The following is a 19,367-nucleotide window of genomic DNA, read 5'->3' as shown; positions in this document are numbered from 1 at the left end:
TTGCGCCGGTCATCGATTTGAACCGGAACGACACGTGCAACCTGGATTTCCCGCATGAAAACGCCCGACCACACGGGCGAATGTTCAACGCCCGCATCGACCGGATCCGGTCTGACAGGATGGATCGACCGCAGGCTGCCGGTCATCTCCGCTTTCCGCGCGGAATACATCGATTTCCGCATGCCCCGGAATCTGAACTGGCTGTGGAACTTCGGCGCGATTCTGACCGTCGTGCTGCTGCTCATGCTGGCAACCGGCACGTTTCTGGCCATGAACTACACACCCACCAGTGCCGGCGCGTTCGCTTCTGTCGAGGCCATCGACCGGCAGCTCTCGGGTGGCTGGCTCCTGCGGGCCATGCACATGACCGGCGCGAATCTCTTTCTCGCGGCCCTCTACATCCACCTGTTCCGTGGCCTGTATTACGGCTCCTATAAGGCGCCCCGCGAGATCCTGTGGCTGACCGGCCTCATTCTGCTGGTCATGGTCATGGCGACGGCTTTCGCAGGCTATATGCTGCCATGGGGCCAGATGTCCTATTGGGGGGCGGACGTAATCACCAAGGCCGTGGGCGCCGTGCCGCTGATCGGTGACACGTTGGAGCACGTCCTGACCGGCAGTGATCATCTGGGCGATGTCTTCCTGCACCGCTTCTTCGTCCTGCACTTCCTTCTGGCATTTCTCGTGGTGGCGGTGGTGGGACTACATGTCGCCGCCGTGCATTTCAGCGGCTCCAACAATCCGCTGGGTATCGAACCGAAAACGAAGAAGGACACGCTGACCTTCCACCCCTATTACACCACCAAGGATCTGGTTGGCCTGCTGATCTTCGCACTGGTGTTCTCGGCGCTGATGTTCTTCTGGCCGGGCATTCTGACGGAAGCGGCGAATTACGCTCCGGCCGACCCGATGCACACACCTGCCGACATTGAGCCTGAGTGGTATTTCCTTCCCTATTATGGGTTGCTGCAATCCGTGCCGTCGAAGTTTGGCGGCCTCGTGATCTCGGCTGCGTCTCTGCTCGTGCTGTTCGCACTTCCCTGGCTGGACCGCTCGCCCGTACGCTCGGCGCGTTTCCGGCCCATCTGCCGCGTGGGTCTGTTCGGACTGGTGGCAGCCTTCGTGCTGCTGGCCGCGGCAGGCAAGCACCATGCCGAAGGCGGCTGGATGCTCGTCGGACGACTGGCAGGGCTTTACTATTTTGCCTACTTCCTCGTGCTGCTGCCGCTCGCATCACGTATCGAAAAGACACGCCCGCTGCCCTCCTCCATCGCAGCCGCGACACAAGGAGACGCATGATGGCGCGCCCCCTCAGCACCCTGCTGGTCGTCGCCGGACTGGCTGCGGCGAGTGCTTCGGCGCAGGCCGCCATTCCTGAATCTCTTGTGCCGCCTCAGCAAACGTGGAGTTTCGACGGACCTCTGGGCCGGTTCGATCAGGGCAGCCTACAGCGCGGCTTCATGGTTTATGACCGCATCTGCTCGACCTGCCACGGCATGAAAAGCCTGACCTACAACGACCTACGTGGCATCGGGATGAGCCAGCAGGCCATCACCGATCTGGCACATTCCAAGATGATTGCCGGGCCGCCGGACGTGGCAGGCCAGTCAACCATGCGTCCGGGTCTGCCGGACGATCATTTCCGCTCGCCCTTCCCCAGCGAAGCCGCAGCAGCGGCCGTCATGGGAGGGGTCGCACCGCCTGACCAGTCGCGGCTGGCGGCCATCCAACCCCATAGCGCGGACTGGCTCTATGCGTTCCTGACCGGCTACAAGATGCCGCCGCCTGCTGGCGCTCCCATGGTGCCGGGCAAGTTCTACAACGACTGGGTGGACGGGCATCTGATTGGCATGCCGCCGCCGCTGATGAACGGGATGATCCAATATCCCGACGGTACACCGGCGACCGTGGAACAGCAGGCCCGCGACGTGACGACCTTCCTCGTCTGGGCGTCGGACCCGCATCGCAACGAGCGCCACCGGATCGGCGTCTCGACGGTGCTCTATCTTCTCTTCCTTCTCGGCCTCGCGATTGCCTGGAAGCTGAAGACCTGGAAACGCGTGAAGGCACAGTGAGAACGGGCGAACCATGAGCCAAGACACCACCGACACCCCTGAACCCGGCCGTCGCGATTTTCTCGGTCTTGTCACCACGACAGGCGTAGCAGCGGGCGCCTGCGCCTGCGCCGTGCCCTTCGTGCAGAGCTTGGAACCACAGGACAGCGCATCCGCCCATCTGCCGGTCGATGTGGACATCTCCAAACTCGCCCCCGGTCAGCAGATGACCGCCGTGTGGCAGGGCAAGCCCGTGTTCATCCTGCGCCGCACCCCTGAGGACCTGAAGGCATTGCAGGACGCAAAGCTCGTTGCCGATCTGCGCGATCCGGATTCCAGCATCGTCCAGCAGCCCGATTATGCCCGCAACTGGCACCGATCTCTGGTGCCGGAGTACGGCGTCTATGTCGGTGTCTGTACGCATCTGGGCTGCGTGCCAGCCTATGAAGCTGCAACAGGAAGCCCAAACGGCGGCCGCTATAACTGCCCCTGCCATGGCTCGAAATTCGATCTGGCCGGACGGGTGCGGAAAGGTGTGCCCGCCCCTTACAACCTGCCGGTGCCTCCGCACGTCATGACCAGCGCGACAACGCTGCGACTGGGTGAGAACCCGCAGGGCAAGTCTTTCGACTTCTCCTCCATCGTGCAGATCTGACCTCCAACTCACCGTCGTCACACATGTGATGGCGGTGTTCTAATACGGATTTTCTTTCGTCAGCCTCAAAAAACATCTCATCTATGTTTCTTCATATACAGAAGATGTTTTGTTTTTTCTGAAAAAACGCATCTTCTTCCTTCCTCCCGCGTTTCCCGCATGTAATGATTTCATTACAAAACGAGAAATTAGAGGGAGCCTTCATGCTGACACTTCGCGTGAACGGACAGACGCACACGGTGGATGTCGAGCCGGACATCCCCTTGCTGTGGGTCCTGCGGGATGTGCTTGGCCTGAACGGCACCAAGTTCGGCTGCGGTATCGCGCAGTGCGGCGTCTGCACCGTGCATCTGGACAACCGTCCCGTGAGAGCCTGTGTGCTGCTCGTGGGAGAAATCGGCAACCGTGCCGTCACCACCATCGAGGCTCTGGATGAGGCCGATCCCGTCGTCCATGCTGTGAAGAAAGCGTGGATCGACCTCGATGTCGTGCAATGCGGCTACTGCCAACCCGGACAGATCATGGCGGCAGTCGGGCTGATCCGCTCCACGCCCAACCCGAGTGACGAGCAGATCGACAGCGCCATGTCCGGCAACATGTGCCGCTGCGGCACCTATATGCGCATCCGCAAAGCCATCCATCAGGCAGCGGGAGACGTGGCATGACGCAAAACGCACCCAGCCGTGGGCCGCACACGGGACGACGCGGTCTTCTCCTTGGCGGTGGCGGTCTTCTTCTGGCGACTCTCTGGCCAGTCAAAGGCGTCCGTGCCGATGCCGGGATGCTCGTGGAAGACAGCACAGCCCCCTTCGCGCCAAACGCTTATATCCGCATCACCCCTGACAACCGTATCACGCTCATCCTGCCCAATATCGAGATGGGACAAGGTATCTACACCTCCTCGGTCATGCTGATCGCCGAAGAATTGGGTGTCGATCTCAACCAGATTGAAATGGAAGCCGCCCCTCCCGGCGGAGGAGCGGAGATCACTGGCGGTTCCATGTCCATCATGACGGAATGGAAACCGCTGCGCGAAGCCGGAGCTGCCGCCCGAACCGTGCTGGTGCAGGCCGCCGCGAAACGCTGGAACGCGAAACCGGAAAGCTGCACGGTCGAATCAGGCACAATCCGACATCTTTCCGGGCTGCGACTGACGTTCGGCGCCGTAGCCTCGGATGCCGCCAAATTGCCGCTGCCCAAAGAGCCGCAACTCAAGAACGCGGCCCAGTATCGCCTGATCGGCAAGCCCCAGCATCGGCTCGACAGCATCGTGAAGGTGGAGGGACGCGCGGTCTTCGGCATCGATGTGCAGATCCCCGGTCAGAAGATCAGCACGGTCGCGGCATCCCCTGTCATCGGCGGCACTCTGAGAGGCTTCAACCGCGATGCGGCCATGGCCGTGCCGGGTGTCGTGGCCGTTCTCGTCACGGATGCGAAAGATGCTGTGTGTGTCGTAGGAGACCATTACTGGGCGGCCCATAAGGGACTGATGGCCCTTCACCTTGAATGGAACGAAGGTGAGAACGCCAAGGTCACGACCCAGACTGTCTATGACCAGTTGCACGACGGCCTCAAAGGACCAGCCATCGTTCCCAGCCTCAAGGGCGACGCGCCAGCCATCATTGCAAAATCTCACGCTCATTACAGCGCGGTTTATCAGCAACCGCTTCTCGCTCACTCCACAATGGAGCCGATCAACTGCACCGCTCACGTACGGCCCGATGGTTGCGACGTGTGGACCGGCACGCAGGTCGCGGATCGCGCGCGCGACACTGCCGCTGAGATCACAGGGCTGCCCAAGGAAAAGATTGCGGTTCACAGCCAGTATATCGGGGGCGGATTCGGGCGACGGCTGGAGCATGAATACATCACGCAATGCGTTCAGTTCGCAAAACAGGTGCCCTATCCACTCAAGATCGTCTGGAGCCGTGAGGAAGACATCACCCGCGATCGCTACCGCCCGGCTTATGTGGACGAAGTAACGGCGGGGCTGAACGAGAAAGGCCACGTCACGGCCATGACACATCGCGTGGTCGGTCCCGCCGTGGTCGCACGTTGGGATCCGCCGGAGCTGACCAAGGAAGGTTACGATGAAGACCTCTCGGTCGGCACGCTCATCACTCCTTACAATTATCCGGCGTATCGTCTCGAATTTGCCCGTCGGGAGGCTCCGGGGGTCATCACTGCATGGTGGCGCGGCGTGGGCGGCACGCGCGGGCTGTTCGTTGTGGAAGGCTTCATCGACGAACTGGCTGGACGCGCAGGCATTGATCCCGTGGCCTATCGCCGCGAGATGGTGAAAGACAACCCGCGCGCACTGGCCGTGCTGGACCGTGTCGCGAAAGAGTCGGGCTGGAACACGCCCCTGCCTCAAGGGCGAGCGCGTGGCGTAGCGCTCCAGTTCGCTTTCGGTTCCTACATGGCAACTGTCGCCGAGATCGAAATGCCAGAGAAAGACGCCGTCATCATCCATCGTGTCACAGCCGCAGTCGATTGCGGACAGGTCGTCAATCCGGATCAGGTGATTTCACAGATCGAAGGCGGTCTGATCTTCGGTTTCAGCGCCGCGCTCTACAATGAGATCACACTCAAAGACGGACGGGTGGAGCAGAAAAACTTCAACACATGGCGCGTCATGCGCATGAACGAGGCCCCGCGCCGGATCGATGTGCATTTGATGGAGAGTTCGGAAGACCCCGGCGGTATCGGGGAAGTCGGCACAGCCGCAGCGGCACCGGCACTCGCCAACGCCATGGCGGCAGCACAGGGTCATCGCTACCGCACGCTTCCCCTGCTTTCTCCCCGCAATCTGGAGAAGGAGGCTGCGAAATGAGCCGCTTTTCTCACGCGCGTGCCCTGCTGACCGGCACAGGCCTCGCCACGCTGGCGCTCCTTTCCTCCCTGAACACCGCACGCGCAGACAGTACCGCCATTGCCCGAGGCGAATACCTTGCTCGCGCCTCAGACTGCGAAGCCTGTCACACCGCGCCGGGCGGTGTTCCGTTTGCGGGTGGTCGCGCCTTCAATGTGCCGGGCATGGGCGTGATCTATTCTTCCAATATCACGCCCGATCCGCAGCACGGCATCGGCAAATGGACCGATAAGGAATTCATCCGCTCCGTTCGCGAAGGCATCTCCCCCGACTGGAAGCATCTCTATCCCGCCATGCCCTATCCGGCCTACGCGCGAATGAGCCCGGCCGAAGTGAAAGATCTTCGGGCATGGCTGGCGACTGTCCCCAAATCAGCCAACACGCCACCCGCCAACAGGCTGCGCTTTCCGTTTTCCATCCGCGCAATCATGATCGGATGGAACCTGCTCAACGGACCGCGCTCTTCCTATCCGGACGATCCAAGCAAGTCAGCCGAATGGAACCGAGGTCGCTACCTCGTGGAAGGACCGGGACACTGTGCGGACTGCCATTCACCCCGCACCCTGACCTCCGGTCTGTCTACAGATCGCGCTTTTGCAGGCAACACAATCAACGGACTGCGCGCCTATAACATCACGCCTGACCGCACGAGCGGCATTGGCGGATGGACGGACGAGGCACTGGCCCAATATCTCGCCACCGGTCACGCGGACGGTCATGGCACGGCGTCTGCCGATATGGCCGAAGTCATTACCTATAGCCTGCGTCATCTCACGCCTGAAGATGTGCATGCGATGGTGGTGTATCTGCGTGATCTCAGGCCCATCGCCTCCGAGGATGCCCCAGCTCCATCCCGCACACCGATCACGGGAGATGCGAACATACCTCAGGATACGCGCGGTGGTCGCCTGTTCGTCTCTGCCTGCGCGGGCTGTCATCTGACGGACGGATCAGGACGACAGACACCTTACGCCAGTATCGCAGGAGCACGCTCCCTCAGCGCCAATGAAGGAAATAACCTGATCCGCATCATCATGGACGGATCGTCCCTCACGACGAAAGACGGCAGCACACACACCATGCCGGGCTTTGCGGGAGGAGGTTACAGCCGGAAAGATCTGACGGATATCGCCAGCTTCGTCATGACTCATTTCACTGAAGCCACGCCTTCAGAAGCGGCACTGAACAAGGCGATGAACGCCAAATAAGCTCGGTGCCCTGCCTGACATAATCAGGCAGGGCACCGAGCATTCATGCCAGAGCGGTTTTCTGCCTGCGTGTGTGGGAAATGTAATCCTGCACGGTGGCGAAACCACTTTCCCAAGCGTTGAGCAGACTTTCCAGATGCTCGCGACTGTTCACCAACCCGCGCGCGAGAAGGACGCCGTCCGGAGCAAGCAGAAACGCGGCCGGCAACTTGTCCACTTCCAGCGCACGGCCAAGCGCGGGGTCATTGACGAAATGATCCGCAGGCATGCCGGATGCCGCGATAAAACGCTCCTGCACCGCCTGCGTGTCATCTCCCGCGAACAGAAGGTCAACCTGCTCACGCCGTGCGAAATCCTGCGCGATGGGGATCACCTTGCGCGAGACCGGACAAGTAGCCGACACGAACAGAAGCAGCCGCGGCCCTTTGCCGGTCGCGAGGGAAATGGTGCCGCCGTTGAGAAGATGAAACGGTTGCGAAGGAGTGGCTTCACCCGGTTGCGGTCCGCGTGAATTGGTCAGGGCGCCCACCGGCGCCACCTCCCGAAAAAGCTGCCGCACGCGGGCCATGACGCGCCATGTGACATAGAGCGCCGCCACCAGCACGACCGTCAGCAGCACATTCCCCGCGATCAGAATATTCATCAGCGGCATCATCCGAACCTCTTAAAACGCCCAGATGGCGTCACAGCTAAACCAGAACATGTTGTTCATGCCCTTGTCAGCATACCCCACACCCGGCGTATCCGTGGCCGACGTGCGGTTGAACGGACGCGTGCCATTGAGCGACTTGTCCAGACGGAGTTCGGGACGAATGGTCAGGCTGCCTTTGGCAAGATTGTCATTGATGAACTGGGGCCGATAGGAAACGCCCACCGTCAGCTCGCCATAGGTCGTACCGGGAGCGTAGTCATACGCGTAATTCCGGCCGCGCAGTTCATTGACGTAGGACATGGTGCCGATGTTGTTGCCGACCACACCACCGTTGTTGTCACGAAAGACTTCACCGCGAGCGTTGAAGGTCAACCACGGGTAAAAGTCGTGAGCGTAATAGACGGTCACGCCATAGACGTCGTCCTGCAGGTAATCGTCATGGAAATATGTGCCGTTGAGGGTCACGCTGGTCTTGTCATCGATCTTGTAAGTGGCGAGCAGATCTCCGATGTATTCCATTGCATGATTAGCCTCGCGGCCGATGGCATAAACACTCTGCTGCGGGCCAAGATAGGCGGTCGCGGTGATATCCAGCTTGCCATCCATCAGACCGTTGAAGGCAAATCCGAAATACCCCTTGGGACGGCTGTTGTTCTTCGCGCCACCGAACGTGGTCGAGTTGCCCGCGTTGACCCCCAAAATCCAGTCAAAATGCTCTGCAAGGTGAACGGTTGCGGTCACACCCACCACTTCGAACGGCACAATGAAATCGGATGAATAATTGTAGCTGTAGAAAGGCCGTTCCAGCGCGTCCGTACCCTCGAAGCCCTGCATACCGTACATCTGGCCGATCTGGAGATCGACACCGTCCTTTGTAAACCACGGAAGATGCGCGTCGATATGCGCCTGCGTGGGCGCCCACTGATACATGCCGGTCAGATTGCCGTCGCCCATGCCGATCGTCGGGTTAAACCGAGCATCGGAACCGTAAAGCACCTCGAACACGAACCCGAGGCCATACCCATCTCCCAGATCCGAGACCGGATGGGAGAGCGTGCCGGTAATCTGGTTGAGCGTCGCGGTATTGGCCCGGTCAACGTAGGACTGGGCCCAGTTGCGCCCAGTATGTGTCCATGGATTGCCGTTCACACCCGCCTCGACCACGATATGGCCTTCCAGATCGTCGAACCAGTTGTGGCTCTCCGGTGGCTTGAGATTTACTTCCGCTTTCGCCGCGTCCTGCTTTTCTGCCGCTGTTTCTTCGCTCACCAGCGGCCGACCAGCTTCTTCGGGCGTAAGACGCTCCTGAGCAAAGGCGGGCACGGAGGCAAGCTGAAGGGCGAAACAGGCCCCCATGGACAGGCGATAGCAAAACTTCATACGGCAGGAACTCCCTGATTTTCGATATGATACCGGAACAGATTGTCGGCACAGGGCATTCTCCTGCATTCAAGAAGCGGCCCTTGCTGTGGAGAGACACTTCTGCCCCTCCTATCCCTCCTTTCCGCTTTTCTTGCTGGAGCAGGCCGCAAGGGCACGTCCCAGCACTTCGCTCCGCTGCTTCATGAAACCCGGCACCGACAGAGGGTGCTGCCGAAGGTCGTGAATCTCCGAGGCCGTGTAGGGATGAAAGTTCGAAGGAAGACTGCTTCCCGCCAGACGCAACATCACGAAGTTCATCACATCCGCAAGCGTTTGATCGTTACGAATCAATGACATCGACACGCCCGGCACCCGGATGAGATAGGCGCGCCCTTCGTCCGTGCAGGCGAAAGCGCCCACGGCGTTACGCATGGTCGGCACGAATGTGTTGCCCGATATTCCCTCGATGCCGTGGCAGCCGCCGCAATGGGAGACATATTCCACCTGCGTATGATCGAGAGTTGTCGCACCGGGAACCGCATCGGCTGCACGAGCCGCCCCCACCATGAGACCACTTCCCATGGCGGCTGCCATCAGCCCATAAAGGGACCAATGGCAAAGCCGCTTTCCGACAGCCTTACGGAATAGGGTGGACAGCATCGAGCTTCTTTCGCTCATCCAGAATGGCAGCAGGCGCCAGTGTTCCGGCAGCCCGCGCCGCCTTCACGTCATCCGCCGTGAAAATGGGAGCCGGCTTTGCATCCCCCAGCGAGGCCACATAGGTCAGGATGACCGCGACGTTTTCATCCGTCTGCGCCACGAAAGACGGCATGTAACCCGTGTAAGAATTACCACCAGCCTTGATGGTGCCGGACAGACCGTTGAGCAGAACGTGCATGACATAGGTCTTGCCTTCCGGAGAGGAGGCAATGGTGCCGATGCGCTCTTTCAGAGTAGGGTACATGCCCGGAACGCCCGCTCCACCGACCTGATGACACAGACTGCAATTGGCGTTGTAGAGCTGCTGCCCGTCCGCTGCCGCATGAGCGGAGCCGGAAAGAGCAACTCCAGCCGCCAGAGCCGCAAGAAGTGGGAAAGCGAAAGTCTTTTTTGTAAGCTTCATGATCCGTTCTTCGTATTCGTGTCTCAGGACGCCTTGCCGATCACGGCGGCGGTCGAACAGTTGTACATCTCCGATGTTCCGGTACCGAAACACCAGATGATGTCGTTGTTCGCCATCGGACGATAGGACGGCTGGTCCCCATCCGTATTGAGGCACGTCACTTCGTTACAGGAATCCTGTCCGCAGCAGTCGCGGTAAGCAATCATGTAGGAATTGCCGTCCTGCGGATTGTAGCAACTGCCAATCCACGAGGTGGGCGACGGAGCCGTGCCCGGCGGACAGCTGTGCACACCACCGCCGCAACTCGTGCAGAGGTTCCCGTCGATGGCGCAGTAGCGCCAGTAATCGCAGGCGTTTTCATCCTTCGCCTGTGCCTTGGAACCGAATGGCGTCATGGCTTTCGGCTTAGCACTGGCCGCGTCGGCCCGGCTGACGGGCAACAGCATGAAGGCCGGAGCGGCAGCCACAGCTCCGCCAATCTTGGTGATCACGTCACGACGCGAACTGTGCCCGGCAATGCGGCGCAGCACGGATTCGGTCAGACGATCAAGCAGGGAGCCCTGCTTTGTGGCAGTCTCAGACGGCAGCATGAGAAATCTCCCCTATCTGGGCGCGAGCCTGCGGCGCTGGAGCGGCAATGCCCTCCAGCAACCCTTCGATCTGGCGTCGCGTATTGACGATATCCTTCACCCGGATGGTGCCGTGCTCATCGAGCACCACCAGCGCGGGCAGACGGTTGATTTGGAGAACCAGTCCGAGTTCCACGCCCGTCAGAAGCGGAACTCCTTGCATTTCGGCGCGACTGGCCACCATGGTCTTGAGTTCGGGTTCCGGCCCATCTCCGACAAACAGAAGCTCGAAGCCCCGTTCCGCAGCCATCTGCCGGACAACGGGAATAACCCGTTTGCAGACAGGACATTCCGGAGCGACGAACAGCAACATCTGGAAATGACCGGGCGCCAGTGGATCTCCGATGACGACCGGAGCACCTTCGAGTGTGTGCAGCACCAGACGTGGAACCACCTGCCCCACCTCCAGCCCGGACCGCGCCTCTTGTGGACCGATGGGCGCCATCCGCTCATGCAGAACGCCAATCTGCCGCGCCAGCGCAAACAGCGTAACGGCAAGCACAGCCAGCAGTGCCGTGAGCATAACCTGCCAGATGACAAGAGCCAGCATCATGCGTGCCCACTTTCGGCAAGGCTCACAGCCTCACTGTCCACAGCACGCAATGACTGCCACAGCAGCCACAGGGCCACGCCGGACACCACGCCTTCCACCTGCAGCAAGAGTGAGCCACTCTCGCCCATCATCATGACGGGAGCGAGCGCAGGCATGACGCACGCCAGTGTCCGCAAGGTCAGCGCCCACGAAAGGCGCTGCCCTTTCATCCCCGGCGTGCAGCCGCACGAAAGATCCGCACGTCCACGCACCACATTGACACCCATGGCAACAGCAAAAACCACCAGCATCAGAGCGGCCAGCATACCACCGAGAGGCGCGCCCAAACCCGACAGAAGCGAAACCCCCGCGGCTACTTCCAGCACACCCAATCCCCACGCCACGCCTTCCAGCGTCCAGTCGGGCAGTAGGCGATAGGACGCAAGCACGCCAAGAAACAGATCATGCTCGCGCAGCTTGGCGATGCCCGCCACGAGAAACATCATTCCGATGCCCCCCGCGCACACAGCCGACACGCCTTCCGTCATCACACCGAAGACCTCCGGCCTCATCCTTCACCGGGTGCGAGAGTGAAGATCAGGGAGCCACCAAGCGCCTTCATCTTACGAAGCTGCTTGCCGGTCTTCGGATCGAGGATGAAAAAGTCGCCCGTATCTTCATCGGTGGCGAACATCAGCGGCTTGTCGTCCTGTGTCACGCCCACCATGGGGCTTGCCACAGGCAACGGCATCCGGCGCAGACGCTTGTGGGTCTCGGTGTCATACACCCACACTTCCGTGCCGCCGTCCTTGTGCGTCCAGAACGTGCCCTTGTGCATCAACACGTAAAGTTCGTGCGTACTCTTGTGCAACGCGGCCATCTGCCAGCCGCCCGGACGCCATGTGACTTCAAAAGGCTTGGAAGAGTCCGGAGCGGCCTTCAGACCCGCGCCTTCCTGCAACGACCATGGCTTGGCCACCGTGGAGTCCGCGCCAAGCGTCGCCTCGTACACCTTGCCGGTGTAGCTGATGAACCACGCCTTTCCGTCCTTGGTCACGGACGGGCTCTGTTCGAAGATCCCGTCATGATCGGGTTCGAAGAATGCTGCTGTGTGCGTCATGGAAGGCTTGCCATCCGCACCCAGGCTCACATTGGCCAGAGTGCCGTCGGCGCAGAGCGATGAGAAACCGCTATTGCCCCACGAGTAGGCCAATGCGCAGCCGGGAATATCCACGGTCTGGGTAACCTTGTGCGTCTTGGTGTCCACCACCTCGACCGCGTTGCTCGGGCTCATCTGATAGACATACACATACGAGCCGTCGGCGCTGATCGCGAGATCGTTGCGCTTGGGCGTAACCAGTGCGCGCGACGGCAGTTTTTCGTCTGCGATGATCTGGAGCGTGGACGAATCGTATTCGGCCAGCAGATCGTTCCGCTCGCCGCGATTGCCACGTTCCCATGTGGTTTCACCCACATAAAACTTGCTGGCGTCATCGGCCGTCATCACGACATTGGCGTTATAGGCGGCCTGCACCATACCCAGAAGACGCCCCTTGTCGGCATCCACTATATAGGTACGGCCGTCCTTGTTGTGCTGATAGACAGCGTCCACCACGAGGATGGTGTGCGCTGACCAAGGGGCCAGCTTGACGGTATCACTCTGCTCCGTCTGCAGGACAGGCACTTCCGCCCGGCCGGAAGTGGCTCCAGCCAGCAGGGCAAGGCCGCTCGCCAGCGAGCACAGCATGGCGGCGCGCGTTACGCGGCGGCCAGCGGAGTTACGCGAATTCGGGAGGGTCATGTGACTCTTTTCTATCGGTTTCGCAACATTTTGGAATGTTAACTAAAGAAGCCATTTCGGCAAGAGAAAATGTCACATTTTGTTCGCGCATAAACGCGACATCCCTGTCAGTATGCGACGGATAAATCTTTGACAGCCAGGACCTTGCAATGGTGCATGGAGCCTCCAACGTCTCATAGAGCAAGGAGGCCGCCAGCATGAATGACGGAAAAAAGATTGCAGCACTTGGACTCCTGCTGTGCGGGACGCAATTGGCATCGCCGGTTCATGCGGAACAAACGGTGAGTCGCGATCTCAGTTTCACCAAGCGGTCGACGGATTTCTTCGTGAAAAATTCCTTCCCTCTCCTGCCCGTGACGGATGCCACGCGGATCAAGCGCGTTCATGGCACAGTCTTCACCATCACTCGGAAAGGCGAGAAGGCTGGTGAGCCGATTTCCTCTGAAACGCTGTTCAGCCTGACCATCGCACGCAATGGACACTGCCCAGTCGATGGTGAAAAACAGAACGATTACAGTGATATCTACAATCGCTATGACAGCTTCGGACTGGGCGCCACCATCCTCAAACAGATACAGCTTGGCACCAAGACCTTCAGCTTCGATTACACGTTTCCCGTGCCACTTCAGGTCCATGCTGCACAGGGAAGCTGCCTTTTCATGAATTTTGACGGCAGCGATTTTGCCAATGGCGAATATACGATGGGCGCTCATATAACAGTCGATTATGACACGGAATCAGAGGCGCGTTCTCTTACGCGCTCCCTGCTTCCAACGGGCACCACAGCACAAAAAGGCCAGATCGCAGGGCTGGACGCCGAGTTTCTTGTGAGCGTCAACAACCGTGATGCGCCATCTCTCAACGCTTATGTCGGCATACCCATTCACCAAGGAGGTCAGATTCCTCCCGGCTCAACCATTCTGCATGTGTTTGGGAACGCGACCGCCAGCAGTGATCCTCACCGGCCGTTTCCACTGGCGACTACGGGGAAATGGAACATAACCCACAACATCCTTGTCTATACAAAGGACAGTTGCCAGCGCGCCTTCCACAATCATATTCCCGGTAAATTCATGTGGAACGATCTGAGCGGCACCGCGTCCCATCCCAACATGAGTTCCGCCTTCTGGACTGACGCTGTGAAAATAGGTTCGGTCGATCTGGGAGGTATTGGGGATCAAAGCACAGTCGGCCCAGCGGTGGCTGTCCCCGGTCGACTGCCGATGGTGGTGCATGAAGGCGATTGCCTGGTCGATGCCATCATCCCAAGCGGAGATATGACGGACCCCCGCCCCTTCAACACCGAAAGCCAAGTCTATGTCGAATATGTAGCGCCGTAAGATCATACGAGGGAAAAGAAAATCATTCTGTCCTCTTGCGCTCCTTCCCATATGTCAGTATGAGCAGCGCATCGAGACCGGGTGCGTAGCTCAGCGGTAGAGCATCGCCTTCACACGGCGGGGGTCACAGGTTCAATCCCTGTCGCACCCACCACGGTTTCGCAAGAATTCTCCTCAAAATAAAGCTGGGCCAGATTCTTCAGAGAAAATTTGGCATGTAGAAATCTGTTCGGGCGAAAAGCGTATTTATACACTCCGCCACATCATCTCCTCTTCCTCGCACTTCTTCCGATCAACTGATCCAAGCCAATGAAAACGAGAGCGACCGGTTCGGGCCTATTCCACTCAATAGATGGCAGCGCCCTTTCCAGCACGCAGGGCAAAGCGTAACCTCCGCAAACATTTACGGAGAGTTCACATGAACAAATTACTGGCCATTGGTCTTGTATTTTTCCTAACCGCCTGCGGAATGCAACATGCAGGCTGCCCAACCGATTTACCTCAGGCTCCAGACGACACAACCGGCGTCAAATCGGCACTAAGAACCTGTAACTGACAAATATTTCCATTGTCGCACCATCCTTTTCTCTTCCGCCTATTCCCTTATATTGGAACAGGCGGAAGAGATCATAGCCAACTGTCCGGACAGTTGGACAAACTCAACTGACCTCGCGACCGCATCCGGATATCGGACGGTAATCTGGCAGAATGATTCGTTCAGAAAAATGAGCACCGCTCATAGGTTCAAGGTCCGAAGAAGGGCTTTTTTCGCCAGCGAAAAGTTCGAATACAATTCGAGATCAAAATGAATGTTGATTTTTAGAACGAATGGAATCTACGCTGCATTCATTGAGTTCTGACCGGAGTTACAGCGTTGAAAACCATCGCCGCGCTTCCCCTCCTTGCCCTTGCTCTCTTCAGTGGACAGGCTCATGCCAGCGCGCAGGGTCTGGGCTTCATTTCATCCAGATGCTCGGAAGTGGAGCATCTTTCCTTCGATCCCAGCCAACCCGTGGGTCAGAATGTTCTGGGATTTTTCTCCGGTCTCACAACCGCGTCCGATGCCATTGAGCAAAACGAAGGCAATCAGGCTTACAAAACGCCCGAAATCACGGATGTCCGACTGGTCACGACATCCGTGCAGAAAGAGTGTTCGGAACATCCCGACTGGGAATTGTCCACAGCGGTGACCGAGTTCTGGGCAGAAATGACAAAACGAGCAAATACGCATTCAAAATCATAAGAATGATCTTACAAACTAGTTATTCTCAAGATTTGATAGCGATAAACACATCGATCCCTTCACTTTTTGTCTTCAGTAGCGCCGTTGCAAGGGCGCTTCTGTCGGCACTCGCGTCATCGACTTCCACAAAAACACACCCGGACGATGAGCGGGAACCGTAACGGCGAGTGTCCGCGTTGAAAGCGTCCCGCCCATAGCAAGCACAGTCCGGCGCACGCCAAGGTTCAAAAATCCGTCCCTGGGTGGTCAGGCTATCGATCTGCTCCTCGAATGCAGCCCGCGTGTTACGCTTGACCACGAACTCTTTTTGAATGCGCGCAATATAATCAGCATCGCTTTCACCACTCACTCGCGGCAGCGAATCACCGAAGTAATCCGTAGCGGCCATATCGACAAAGTTGCCGGTGCTGGTCTGAAGGCGGCTCTGGTTACGGATATAGGTCAGCAGTCCGTACATCACAGTCCATGGCCATGCCAGACCTGCCAGAACACCATCCAGAACAGGCGTATTTTTCTCTGCCACAGATGGAAACCATGAGGCAGGCAATACAGCACGAATACGCGCTGCAATATCTTCCAAATCTCCAGTTGCCATTTTCTGATGCCTTTTCAGCTTGTCGCTTGGGTCACGTTGACAGCTTCAACACGCACCACTGTGGCCGTGCTCCCACCGACATCGGATGTCTGGCCATTGATGGTCAGCACGCCCACGCTGCTGACAAGACTTCCCGCTGCCTGTACAGCGATACTGGAGACGCGGGTGTACTGGCACAGTTCTCCCACAGCGAGTGCGTCAACATAGTTGGTAATCTCATTGACGATCGCGTTTTGAACGGTTGCCAGAGCCACCCCCGTTGCCAGACTTACGGAAAGTGTGATCGTCACCGGGATGACCGTCGCGCGAATGGTGGATGTTTCAACTCCACAGGCTCTTGTTGCCTCAATGGCCGTTTCCACCGATTCCAAAAGACTTTGCGGTGTATTGCCGGACCCATCATCAATAACCGCATAGAAAAAACCTGAACGATACAGGCCTTCCACCGTCTGATTCTCCACCACCTGATAGCTGAGATTGGACGCAACACCCGAAATCGCCGCCTCAATGGCCGTCAACGTGGCAGAAGCGAGAGAAGCAAACCACAGTGCCACACGATTCTTGACCGCTGTACCGCTTTCCTGATCGGCACCATTGGCGGCGGCAGCCAGATTTGTACAGGTATCGATGCCAGCAATCTGGGTTCCCAGAAGGTTGACCGAACCTGCCGACACATTTCCCACAGACCCCGCGACAGTACAAACCACGGGACAGGTGATCGAGGTTGTCCCTTGGGGACGTACATATCCTCCCGCTGTCGTGGACCAGTACTGGTTGGTCGTATCTTCCGTTACCGAGAAAGAAACGGTTCCATCCGCTGTCTTGACGACCGCCCCCACAGGAACCACAGCCGACGTGGAATCAGGCGAAAGACTAATGAACGTTTCAGTCGTGGTCGCATATGTCGCGCCCAGACGCGAAATACCAAACTGGCTGATCCATGAATCAACATCCGTGCCAAAAGACGTCGAAAGCCGCGTGACGGAAAGCACCTGCAGAAGCAGATATTGCAGCCATAAAGCTACCGTCGCATTGCCCTCATACAATGACCGCAGAACGGAACCGGTCGAGAAATCAAGAAGAGACGAACAGGCACTTTTTGCTGTCGCAGATGCATTTTCCACCAGCGTGGAGAAATTCTGTAGTGAAAGATTCATCTCACAATTCCACCGATGATGTCTCGCCCGTGGCCGTACTGATGTAACTGATGCTGATTCGACGGGTTCCAAGAGCTGGAGTAGTGAGTGCCACGGAAGGCGTCTGCGTCTGTGAAACGCTGCTCTCCAACGTCATTTGCTGGAGCACGATCGCTTCGATGTCCGCCTGCGTGTCCGTTCCTCCCACCCGACCCGGCAGTCCTGCGCCATACTCCAATGAAAAGATGTAATCGCCCACGTTGGTACACAATCTGCGCAGCACACGCTGGTTTCCAAGATCGGCATTGGACGCCACCAGAAGATCACCGCTGTCCGATACGGAAATGTCGGCCCCTACAACATGAGAAATATCTGACATATATAAAAATAAATCCCCAAATTAATATTGTGCGTTTACTGAGGCCCACTGGTTGTATCCGGACCGGATTTCACACCCCCATGAACATGCGAGGTCAGAGCGATCCCCGCAGCTGTCACTTCATCCTTGGCAGTGACACGGCCGGAGACCGTCACATCTCCCTGAATGGAGACATCTCCGATCATGGAAATTCCTGAATTTGTCATGACAAATTCGGTCGAACCCGACTGTATGCCCACCTGTCCCGCTATCAGTTTTTTATCGCCCAATGCCGCAAATTCAGGCGGGGGCGAGGTCGCATCGAAAACACGGGCAACCACGACGTAGTTATCACCGTCTCCTTGCGCCGTTTCCACGAGTACATGCGTGCCAATGACTGATGGCGCGTAAAGGGTCACGCCTCCCACGGAACAGGCGGTGTCACAGACCCAGCCCGTCTCGGTATTTTCCGGCTGCAAACGCACTTTTACCAAACCGGAAGCCGCATCTGCTGCACTGACTACGCCAAAGCGGGCTCTGGCAATCCGATTAGTGTGGGCGTGCATGAGCATGTCAAGAGAACCGCGCAATGACATTGTCCTGTGGCTTTTCTGAAGTTACTGAATGTCACGTGGACGCAGCATGAGAGATTGCGTCGCATGCTTCTCCGCAAAAGACTGCACAATTTCATCAATGGTGTAGACCAGCGCATCGAAAGATGTGGCGGTTCCCTGTATCCGCACCTTCTGCCGCACTGACAGATCGAGAGCGGGATTAACGTCCATGCGAATGGTGCGACCATGCGCAGCCAGTTCGCCATAGCGCTGTTTTACCAGCACTAGACACTGGTCGAGCGTGGTTCCAACAGGGGCTGTAAACGTAAACATCTGGCCGGAAGCCGCTCCTTCCGGCCAGCTTGCGGAGTGAACGACCTTCTGGCGCGCATCCCAGGCCGAGACCGTCACGCTCACACCTTCCGTATACAGAGGCCTATGAGACATCCGCATATCGAGTACTGCCGCATCCACACCCGATGAAGACGTCTGCCCATCGCTCCAGTTCAATGTAATGATATCGGTATTTTCATCAGGCTTACGAAAATGAAGGGTGCGGTCATCGACCCACAAGTCATAACCATAATGACGTTGCATCCCGACACAGAAATCCCATGCCGTCTGGTAGCGATGCATGCCCGCTAGACCATGGGCCTTGTGCTCGTACTGATAAAACTGACCGACAAATCCGTCGGTAGCATCGATATCTGCTTCCAGTCCCGCCGATTGAGCAAGCTGGGTCATGGCTTCCGCGGCACTCATATTCATGAAGGAAAGTCCGGAAAGTTCCAGCGCCATCAGAGCGGCCGACCAATCACGCCCAGAAACCTGCACAGTCCCTGATGAGGGATGATATTCGATATGATCGATAGATCCGGAAAACAGCTTTGTCTGACTTGAAGAGTTCCCCGTGAGGTCGTCATCGGAAAATCCACGGAAAATTTGGAACGATGAACTGCTGTCCAGATTCAACTGTAATGGAGCGGAAAGAGACGACGCAAACACAGCGGAAAATGTCGCCGCCTCCGCCATGCGTGACGTACGCACCTCAACACGCTGCGGCACCGGAAGCGTGGTGTTGCCATATTGCACGCTCAGTCGGGGTCGAATGACCCCTGAAGAAAGCTGCGTCGTCAGAAACGAAGAAGGCATAAAAAGATCCGCCGAAACGTGTCCTGTCCTCCTTCGCTAAGTGTCTCAACAGGGCTGTCCAAGGATGTCTTCATGGCCGATATTATGTCGAACGTCCACGA

Annotated in this window: 21 protein-coding genes and 1 tRNA gene; 9 read left to right on the top strand and 13 right to left on the bottom strand. The window is 58.0% G+C overall.

The genetic code is table 11. The annotated features are described in order from the left end of the window. Nucleotides 1–54 precede the first annotated feature (54 nt). From KUA11_RS15680 to KUA11_RS15655, 6 genes are all read left to right on the top strand, one after another. Nucleotides 55–1,299, top strand: coding sequence for a cytochrome b (locus tag KUA11_RS15680; RefSeq protein WP_217411832.1), 1,245 nt, complete (start codon nucleotides 55–57; stop codon nucleotides 1,297–1,299). After that, a complete protein-coding gene (locus tag KUA11_RS15675; RefSeq protein WP_408744228.1) occupies nucleotides 1,296–2,075 on the top strand; it encodes a cytochrome c1 in 780 nt (259 codons plus the stop codon). Before KUA11_RS15680 ends, KUA11_RS15675 begins: the two co-directional genes overlap by 4 nt. A 13-nt stretch (nucleotides 2,076–2,088) precedes the next feature. Continuing rightward, nucleotides 2,089–2,709, top strand: a complete 621-nt coding sequence (gene petA / locus KUA11_RS15670) for a ubiquinol-cytochrome c reductase iron-sulfur subunit (protein ID WP_217411831.1) — start codon at nucleotides 2,089–2,091, stop codon at nucleotides 2,707–2,709. Nucleotides 2,710–2,912: 203 nt separating this feature from the next. Then, on the top strand, nucleotides 2,913–3,374 hold the full coding sequence (locus KUA11_RS15665) for a (2Fe-2S)-binding protein (RefSeq protein ID WP_217411829.1): 462 nt from the start codon (nucleotides 2,913–2,915) through the stop codon (nucleotides 3,372–3,374). After that, the gene (locus KUA11_RS15660; RefSeq protein WP_217411827.1) at nucleotides 3,371–5,542 is read left to right on the top strand and encodes a xanthine dehydrogenase family protein molybdopterin-binding subunit; all 2,172 of its coding nucleotides are present in this window, start codon (nucleotides 3,371–3,373) and stop codon (nucleotides 5,540–5,542) included. Before KUA11_RS15665 ends, KUA11_RS15660 begins: the two co-directional genes overlap by 4 nt. Beyond that, nucleotides 5,539–6,789, top strand: a complete 1,251-nt coding sequence (locus tag KUA11_RS15655; protein WP_217411825.1) for a cytochrome c — start codon at nucleotides 5,539–5,541, stop codon at nucleotides 6,787–6,789. Before KUA11_RS15660 ends, KUA11_RS15655 begins: the two co-directional genes overlap by 4 nt. 43 nt (nucleotides 6,790–6,832) lie before the next feature. On the opposite strand, the gene KUA11_RS15650 is transcribed toward KUA11_RS15655, so the two are convergent. The 8 genes from KUA11_RS15650 to KUA11_RS15615 form a co-directional block, all read right to left on the bottom strand. Further along, nucleotides 6,833–7,432, bottom strand: a complete 600-nt coding sequence (locus KUA11_RS15650) for a thioredoxin domain-containing protein (RefSeq protein WP_217411823.1) — start codon at nucleotides 7,430–7,432, stop codon at nucleotides 6,833–6,835. 21 nt (nucleotides 7,433–7,453) lie between these two features. Then, nucleotides 7,454–8,821, bottom strand: a complete 1,368-nt coding sequence (locus KUA11_RS15645; protein ID WP_217411821.1) for an outer membrane beta-barrel protein — start codon at nucleotides 8,819–8,821, stop codon at nucleotides 7,454–7,456. 111 nt (nucleotides 8,822–8,932) lie between these two features. After that, entirely contained in the window at nucleotides 8,933–9,397 is a 465-nt protein-coding gene (locus KUA11_RS15640; RefSeq protein WP_408744229.1) for a c-type cytochrome, read from the bottom strand. Between the two features lie 43 nt (nucleotides 9,398–9,440). Beyond that, nucleotides 9,441–9,926, bottom strand: a complete 486-nt coding sequence (locus KUA11_RS15635) for a c-type cytochrome (RefSeq protein ID WP_217411819.1) — start codon at nucleotides 9,924–9,926, stop codon at nucleotides 9,441–9,443. Nucleotides 9,927–9,949: 23 nt separating this feature from the next. Further along, entirely contained in the window at nucleotides 9,950–10,516 is a 567-nt protein-coding gene (gene mauA / locus KUA11_RS15630; protein WP_217411817.1) for a methylamine dehydrogenase (amicyanin) small subunit, read from the bottom strand. Beyond that, a complete protein-coding gene (gene traF / locus KUA11_RS15625) occupies nucleotides 10,503–11,108 on the bottom strand; it encodes a conjugal transfer protein TraF (protein WP_217411816.1) in 606 nt (201 codons plus the stop codon). Before traF ends, mauA begins: the two co-directional genes overlap by 14 nt. Further along, a complete protein-coding gene (locus KUA11_RS15620) occupies nucleotides 11,105–11,659 on the bottom strand; it encodes a MauE/DoxX family redox-associated membrane protein (RefSeq protein ID WP_254454982.1) in 555 nt (184 codons plus the stop codon). Before KUA11_RS15620 ends, traF begins: the two co-directional genes overlap by 4 nt. Next, nucleotides 11,656–12,834, bottom strand: coding sequence for an amine dehydrogenase large subunit (locus KUA11_RS15615; protein WP_217411858.1), 1,179 nt, complete (start codon nucleotides 12,832–12,834; stop codon nucleotides 11,656–11,658). The genes KUA11_RS15620 and KUA11_RS15615 overlap by 4 nt, the downstream gene beginning before the upstream one ends. Before the next feature lie 251 nt (nucleotides 12,835–13,085). Between KUA11_RS15615 and KUA11_RS15610 the strand changes: the two genes are divergently transcribed. The 3 genes from KUA11_RS15610 (at nucleotide 13,086) to KUA11_RS15600 (ending at nucleotide 15,471) form a co-directional block, all read left to right on the top strand. Then, nucleotides 13,086–14,228, top strand: coding sequence for a hypothetical protein (locus tag KUA11_RS15610; RefSeq protein ID WP_217411814.1), 1,143 nt, complete (start codon nucleotides 13,086–13,088; stop codon nucleotides 14,226–14,228). A 79-nt stretch (nucleotides 14,229–14,307) separates the two neighbouring features. Beyond that, a tRNA-Val gene (locus KUA11_RS15605) sits at nucleotides 14,308–14,382 on the top strand. Between the two features lie 720 nt (nucleotides 14,383–15,102). Further along, entirely contained in the window at nucleotides 15,103–15,471 is a 369-nt protein-coding gene (locus tag KUA11_RS15600; protein ID WP_217411812.1) for a hypothetical protein, read from the top strand. A 25-nt stretch (nucleotides 15,472–15,496) separates the two neighbouring features. On the opposite strand, the gene KUA11_RS15595 is transcribed toward KUA11_RS15600, so the two are convergent. From KUA11_RS15595 to KUA11_RS15575, 5 genes are read right to left on the bottom strand one after another with little or no spacing between them, the layout of a single operon-like run. Further along, nucleotides 15,497–16,051, bottom strand: coding sequence for a hypothetical protein (locus KUA11_RS15595; RefSeq protein ID WP_217411810.1), 555 nt, complete (start codon nucleotides 16,049–16,051; stop codon nucleotides 15,497–15,499). A 29-nt stretch (nucleotides 16,052–16,080) separates the two neighbouring features. Then, entirely contained in the window at nucleotides 16,081–17,223 is a 1,143-nt protein-coding gene (locus KUA11_RS15590) for a baseplate J/gp47 family protein (RefSeq protein WP_217411808.1), read from the bottom strand. 1 nt (nucleotide 17,224) lies between these two features. After that, a complete protein-coding gene (locus tag KUA11_RS15585; RefSeq protein ID WP_217411806.1) occupies nucleotides 17,225–17,581 on the bottom strand; it encodes a phage tail protein in 357 nt (118 codons plus the stop codon). 35 nt (nucleotides 17,582–17,616) lie between these two features. After that, nucleotides 17,617–18,150 carry a hypothetical protein gene (locus KUA11_RS15580; protein WP_217411804.1) on the bottom strand — a complete coding sequence of 178 codons (534 nt, stop codon included), beginning with the start codon at nucleotides 18,148–18,150 and terminating at the stop codon, nucleotides 17,617–17,619. A 27-nt stretch (nucleotides 18,151–18,177) separates the two neighbouring features. Further along, entirely contained in the window at nucleotides 18,178–19,266 is a 1,089-nt protein-coding gene (locus KUA11_RS15575; RefSeq protein ID WP_217411802.1) for a hypothetical protein, read from the bottom strand. Between the last annotated feature and the right edge of the window lie 101 nt (nucleotides 19,267–19,367).

Origin of the sequence: Acetobacter estunensis, assembly GCF_019083805.1 — a bacterium.
Classification (GTDB): domain Bacteria; phylum Pseudomonadota; class Alphaproteobacteria; order Acetobacterales; family Acetobacteraceae; genus Acetobacter; species Acetobacter estunensis_A.
The sequence above is the reverse complement of the archived record's forward strand: the minus strand, read 5'-3'. Positions and strand labels throughout refer to the sequence as shown.

Coding starts and splice junctions, on each gene's coding strand:
- KUA11_RS15640 (WP_408744229.1), bottom strand. CDS start 9,397: ATGGCAGCCGCCATGGGAAGTGGTCTCATGGTGGGGGCGGCTCGTGCA.
- KUA11_RS15590 (WP_217411808.1), bottom strand. CDS start 17,223: ATGAATCTTTCACTACAGAATTTCTCCACGCTGGTGGAAAATGCATCT.
- KUA11_RS15575 (WP_217411802.1), bottom strand. CDS start 19,266: ATGCCTTCTTCGTTTCTGACGACGCAGCTTTCTTCAGGGGTCATTCGA.
- KUA11_RS15655 (WP_217411825.1), top strand. CDS start 5,539: ATGAGCCGCTTTTCTCACGCGCGTGCCCTGCTGACCGGCACAGGCCTC.
- KUA11_RS15665 (WP_217411829.1), top strand. CDS start 2,913: ATGCTGACACTTCGCGTGAACGGACAGACGCACACGGTGGATGTCGAG.
- KUA11_RS15635 (WP_217411819.1), bottom strand. CDS start 9,926: ATGAAGCTTACAAAAAAGACTTTCGCTTTCCCACTTCTTGCGGCTCTG.
- KUA11_RS15680 (WP_217411832.1), top strand. CDS start 55: ATGAAAACGCCCGACCACACGGGCGAATGTTCAACGCCCGCATCGACC.
- KUA11_RS15615 (WP_217411858.1), bottom strand. CDS start 12,834: ATGCTGTGCTCGCTGGCGAGCGGCCTTGCCCTGCTGGCTGGAGCCACT.
- KUA11_RS15675 (WP_408744228.1), top strand. CDS start 1,296: ATGATGGCGCGCCCCCTCAGCACCCTGCTGGTCGTCGCCGGACTGGCT.
- petA (WP_217411831.1), top strand. CDS start 2,089: ATGAGCCAAGACACCACCGACACCCCTGAACCCGGCCGTCGCGATTTT.
- KUA11_RS15620 (WP_254454982.1), bottom strand. CDS start 11,659: ATGAGGCCGGAGGTCTTCGGTGTGATGACGGAAGGCGTGTCGGCTGTG.
- KUA11_RS15610 (WP_217411814.1), top strand. CDS start 13,086: ATGAATGACGGAAAAAAGATTGCAGCACTTGGACTCCTGCTGTGCGGG.
- KUA11_RS15650 (WP_217411823.1), bottom strand. CDS start 7,432: ATGAATATTCTGATCGCGGGGAATGTGCTGCTGACGGTCGTGCTGGTG.
- KUA11_RS15585 (WP_217411806.1), bottom strand. CDS start 17,581: ATGTCAGATATTTCTCATGTTGTAGGGGCCGACATTTCCGTATCGGAC.
- traF (WP_217411816.1), bottom strand. CDS start 11,108: ATGATGCTGGCTCTTGTCATCTGGCAGGTTATGCTCACGGCACTGCTG.
- KUA11_RS15645 (WP_217411821.1), bottom strand. CDS start 8,821: ATGAAGTTTTGCTATCGCCTGTCCATGGGGGCCTGTTTCGCCCTTCAG.
- KUA11_RS15660 (WP_217411827.1), top strand. CDS start 3,371: ATGACGCAAAACGCACCCAGCCGTGGGCCGCACACGGGACGACGCGGT.
- mauA (WP_217411817.1), bottom strand. CDS start 10,516: ATGCTGCCGTCTGAGACTGCCACAAAGCAGGGCTCCCTGCTTGATCGT.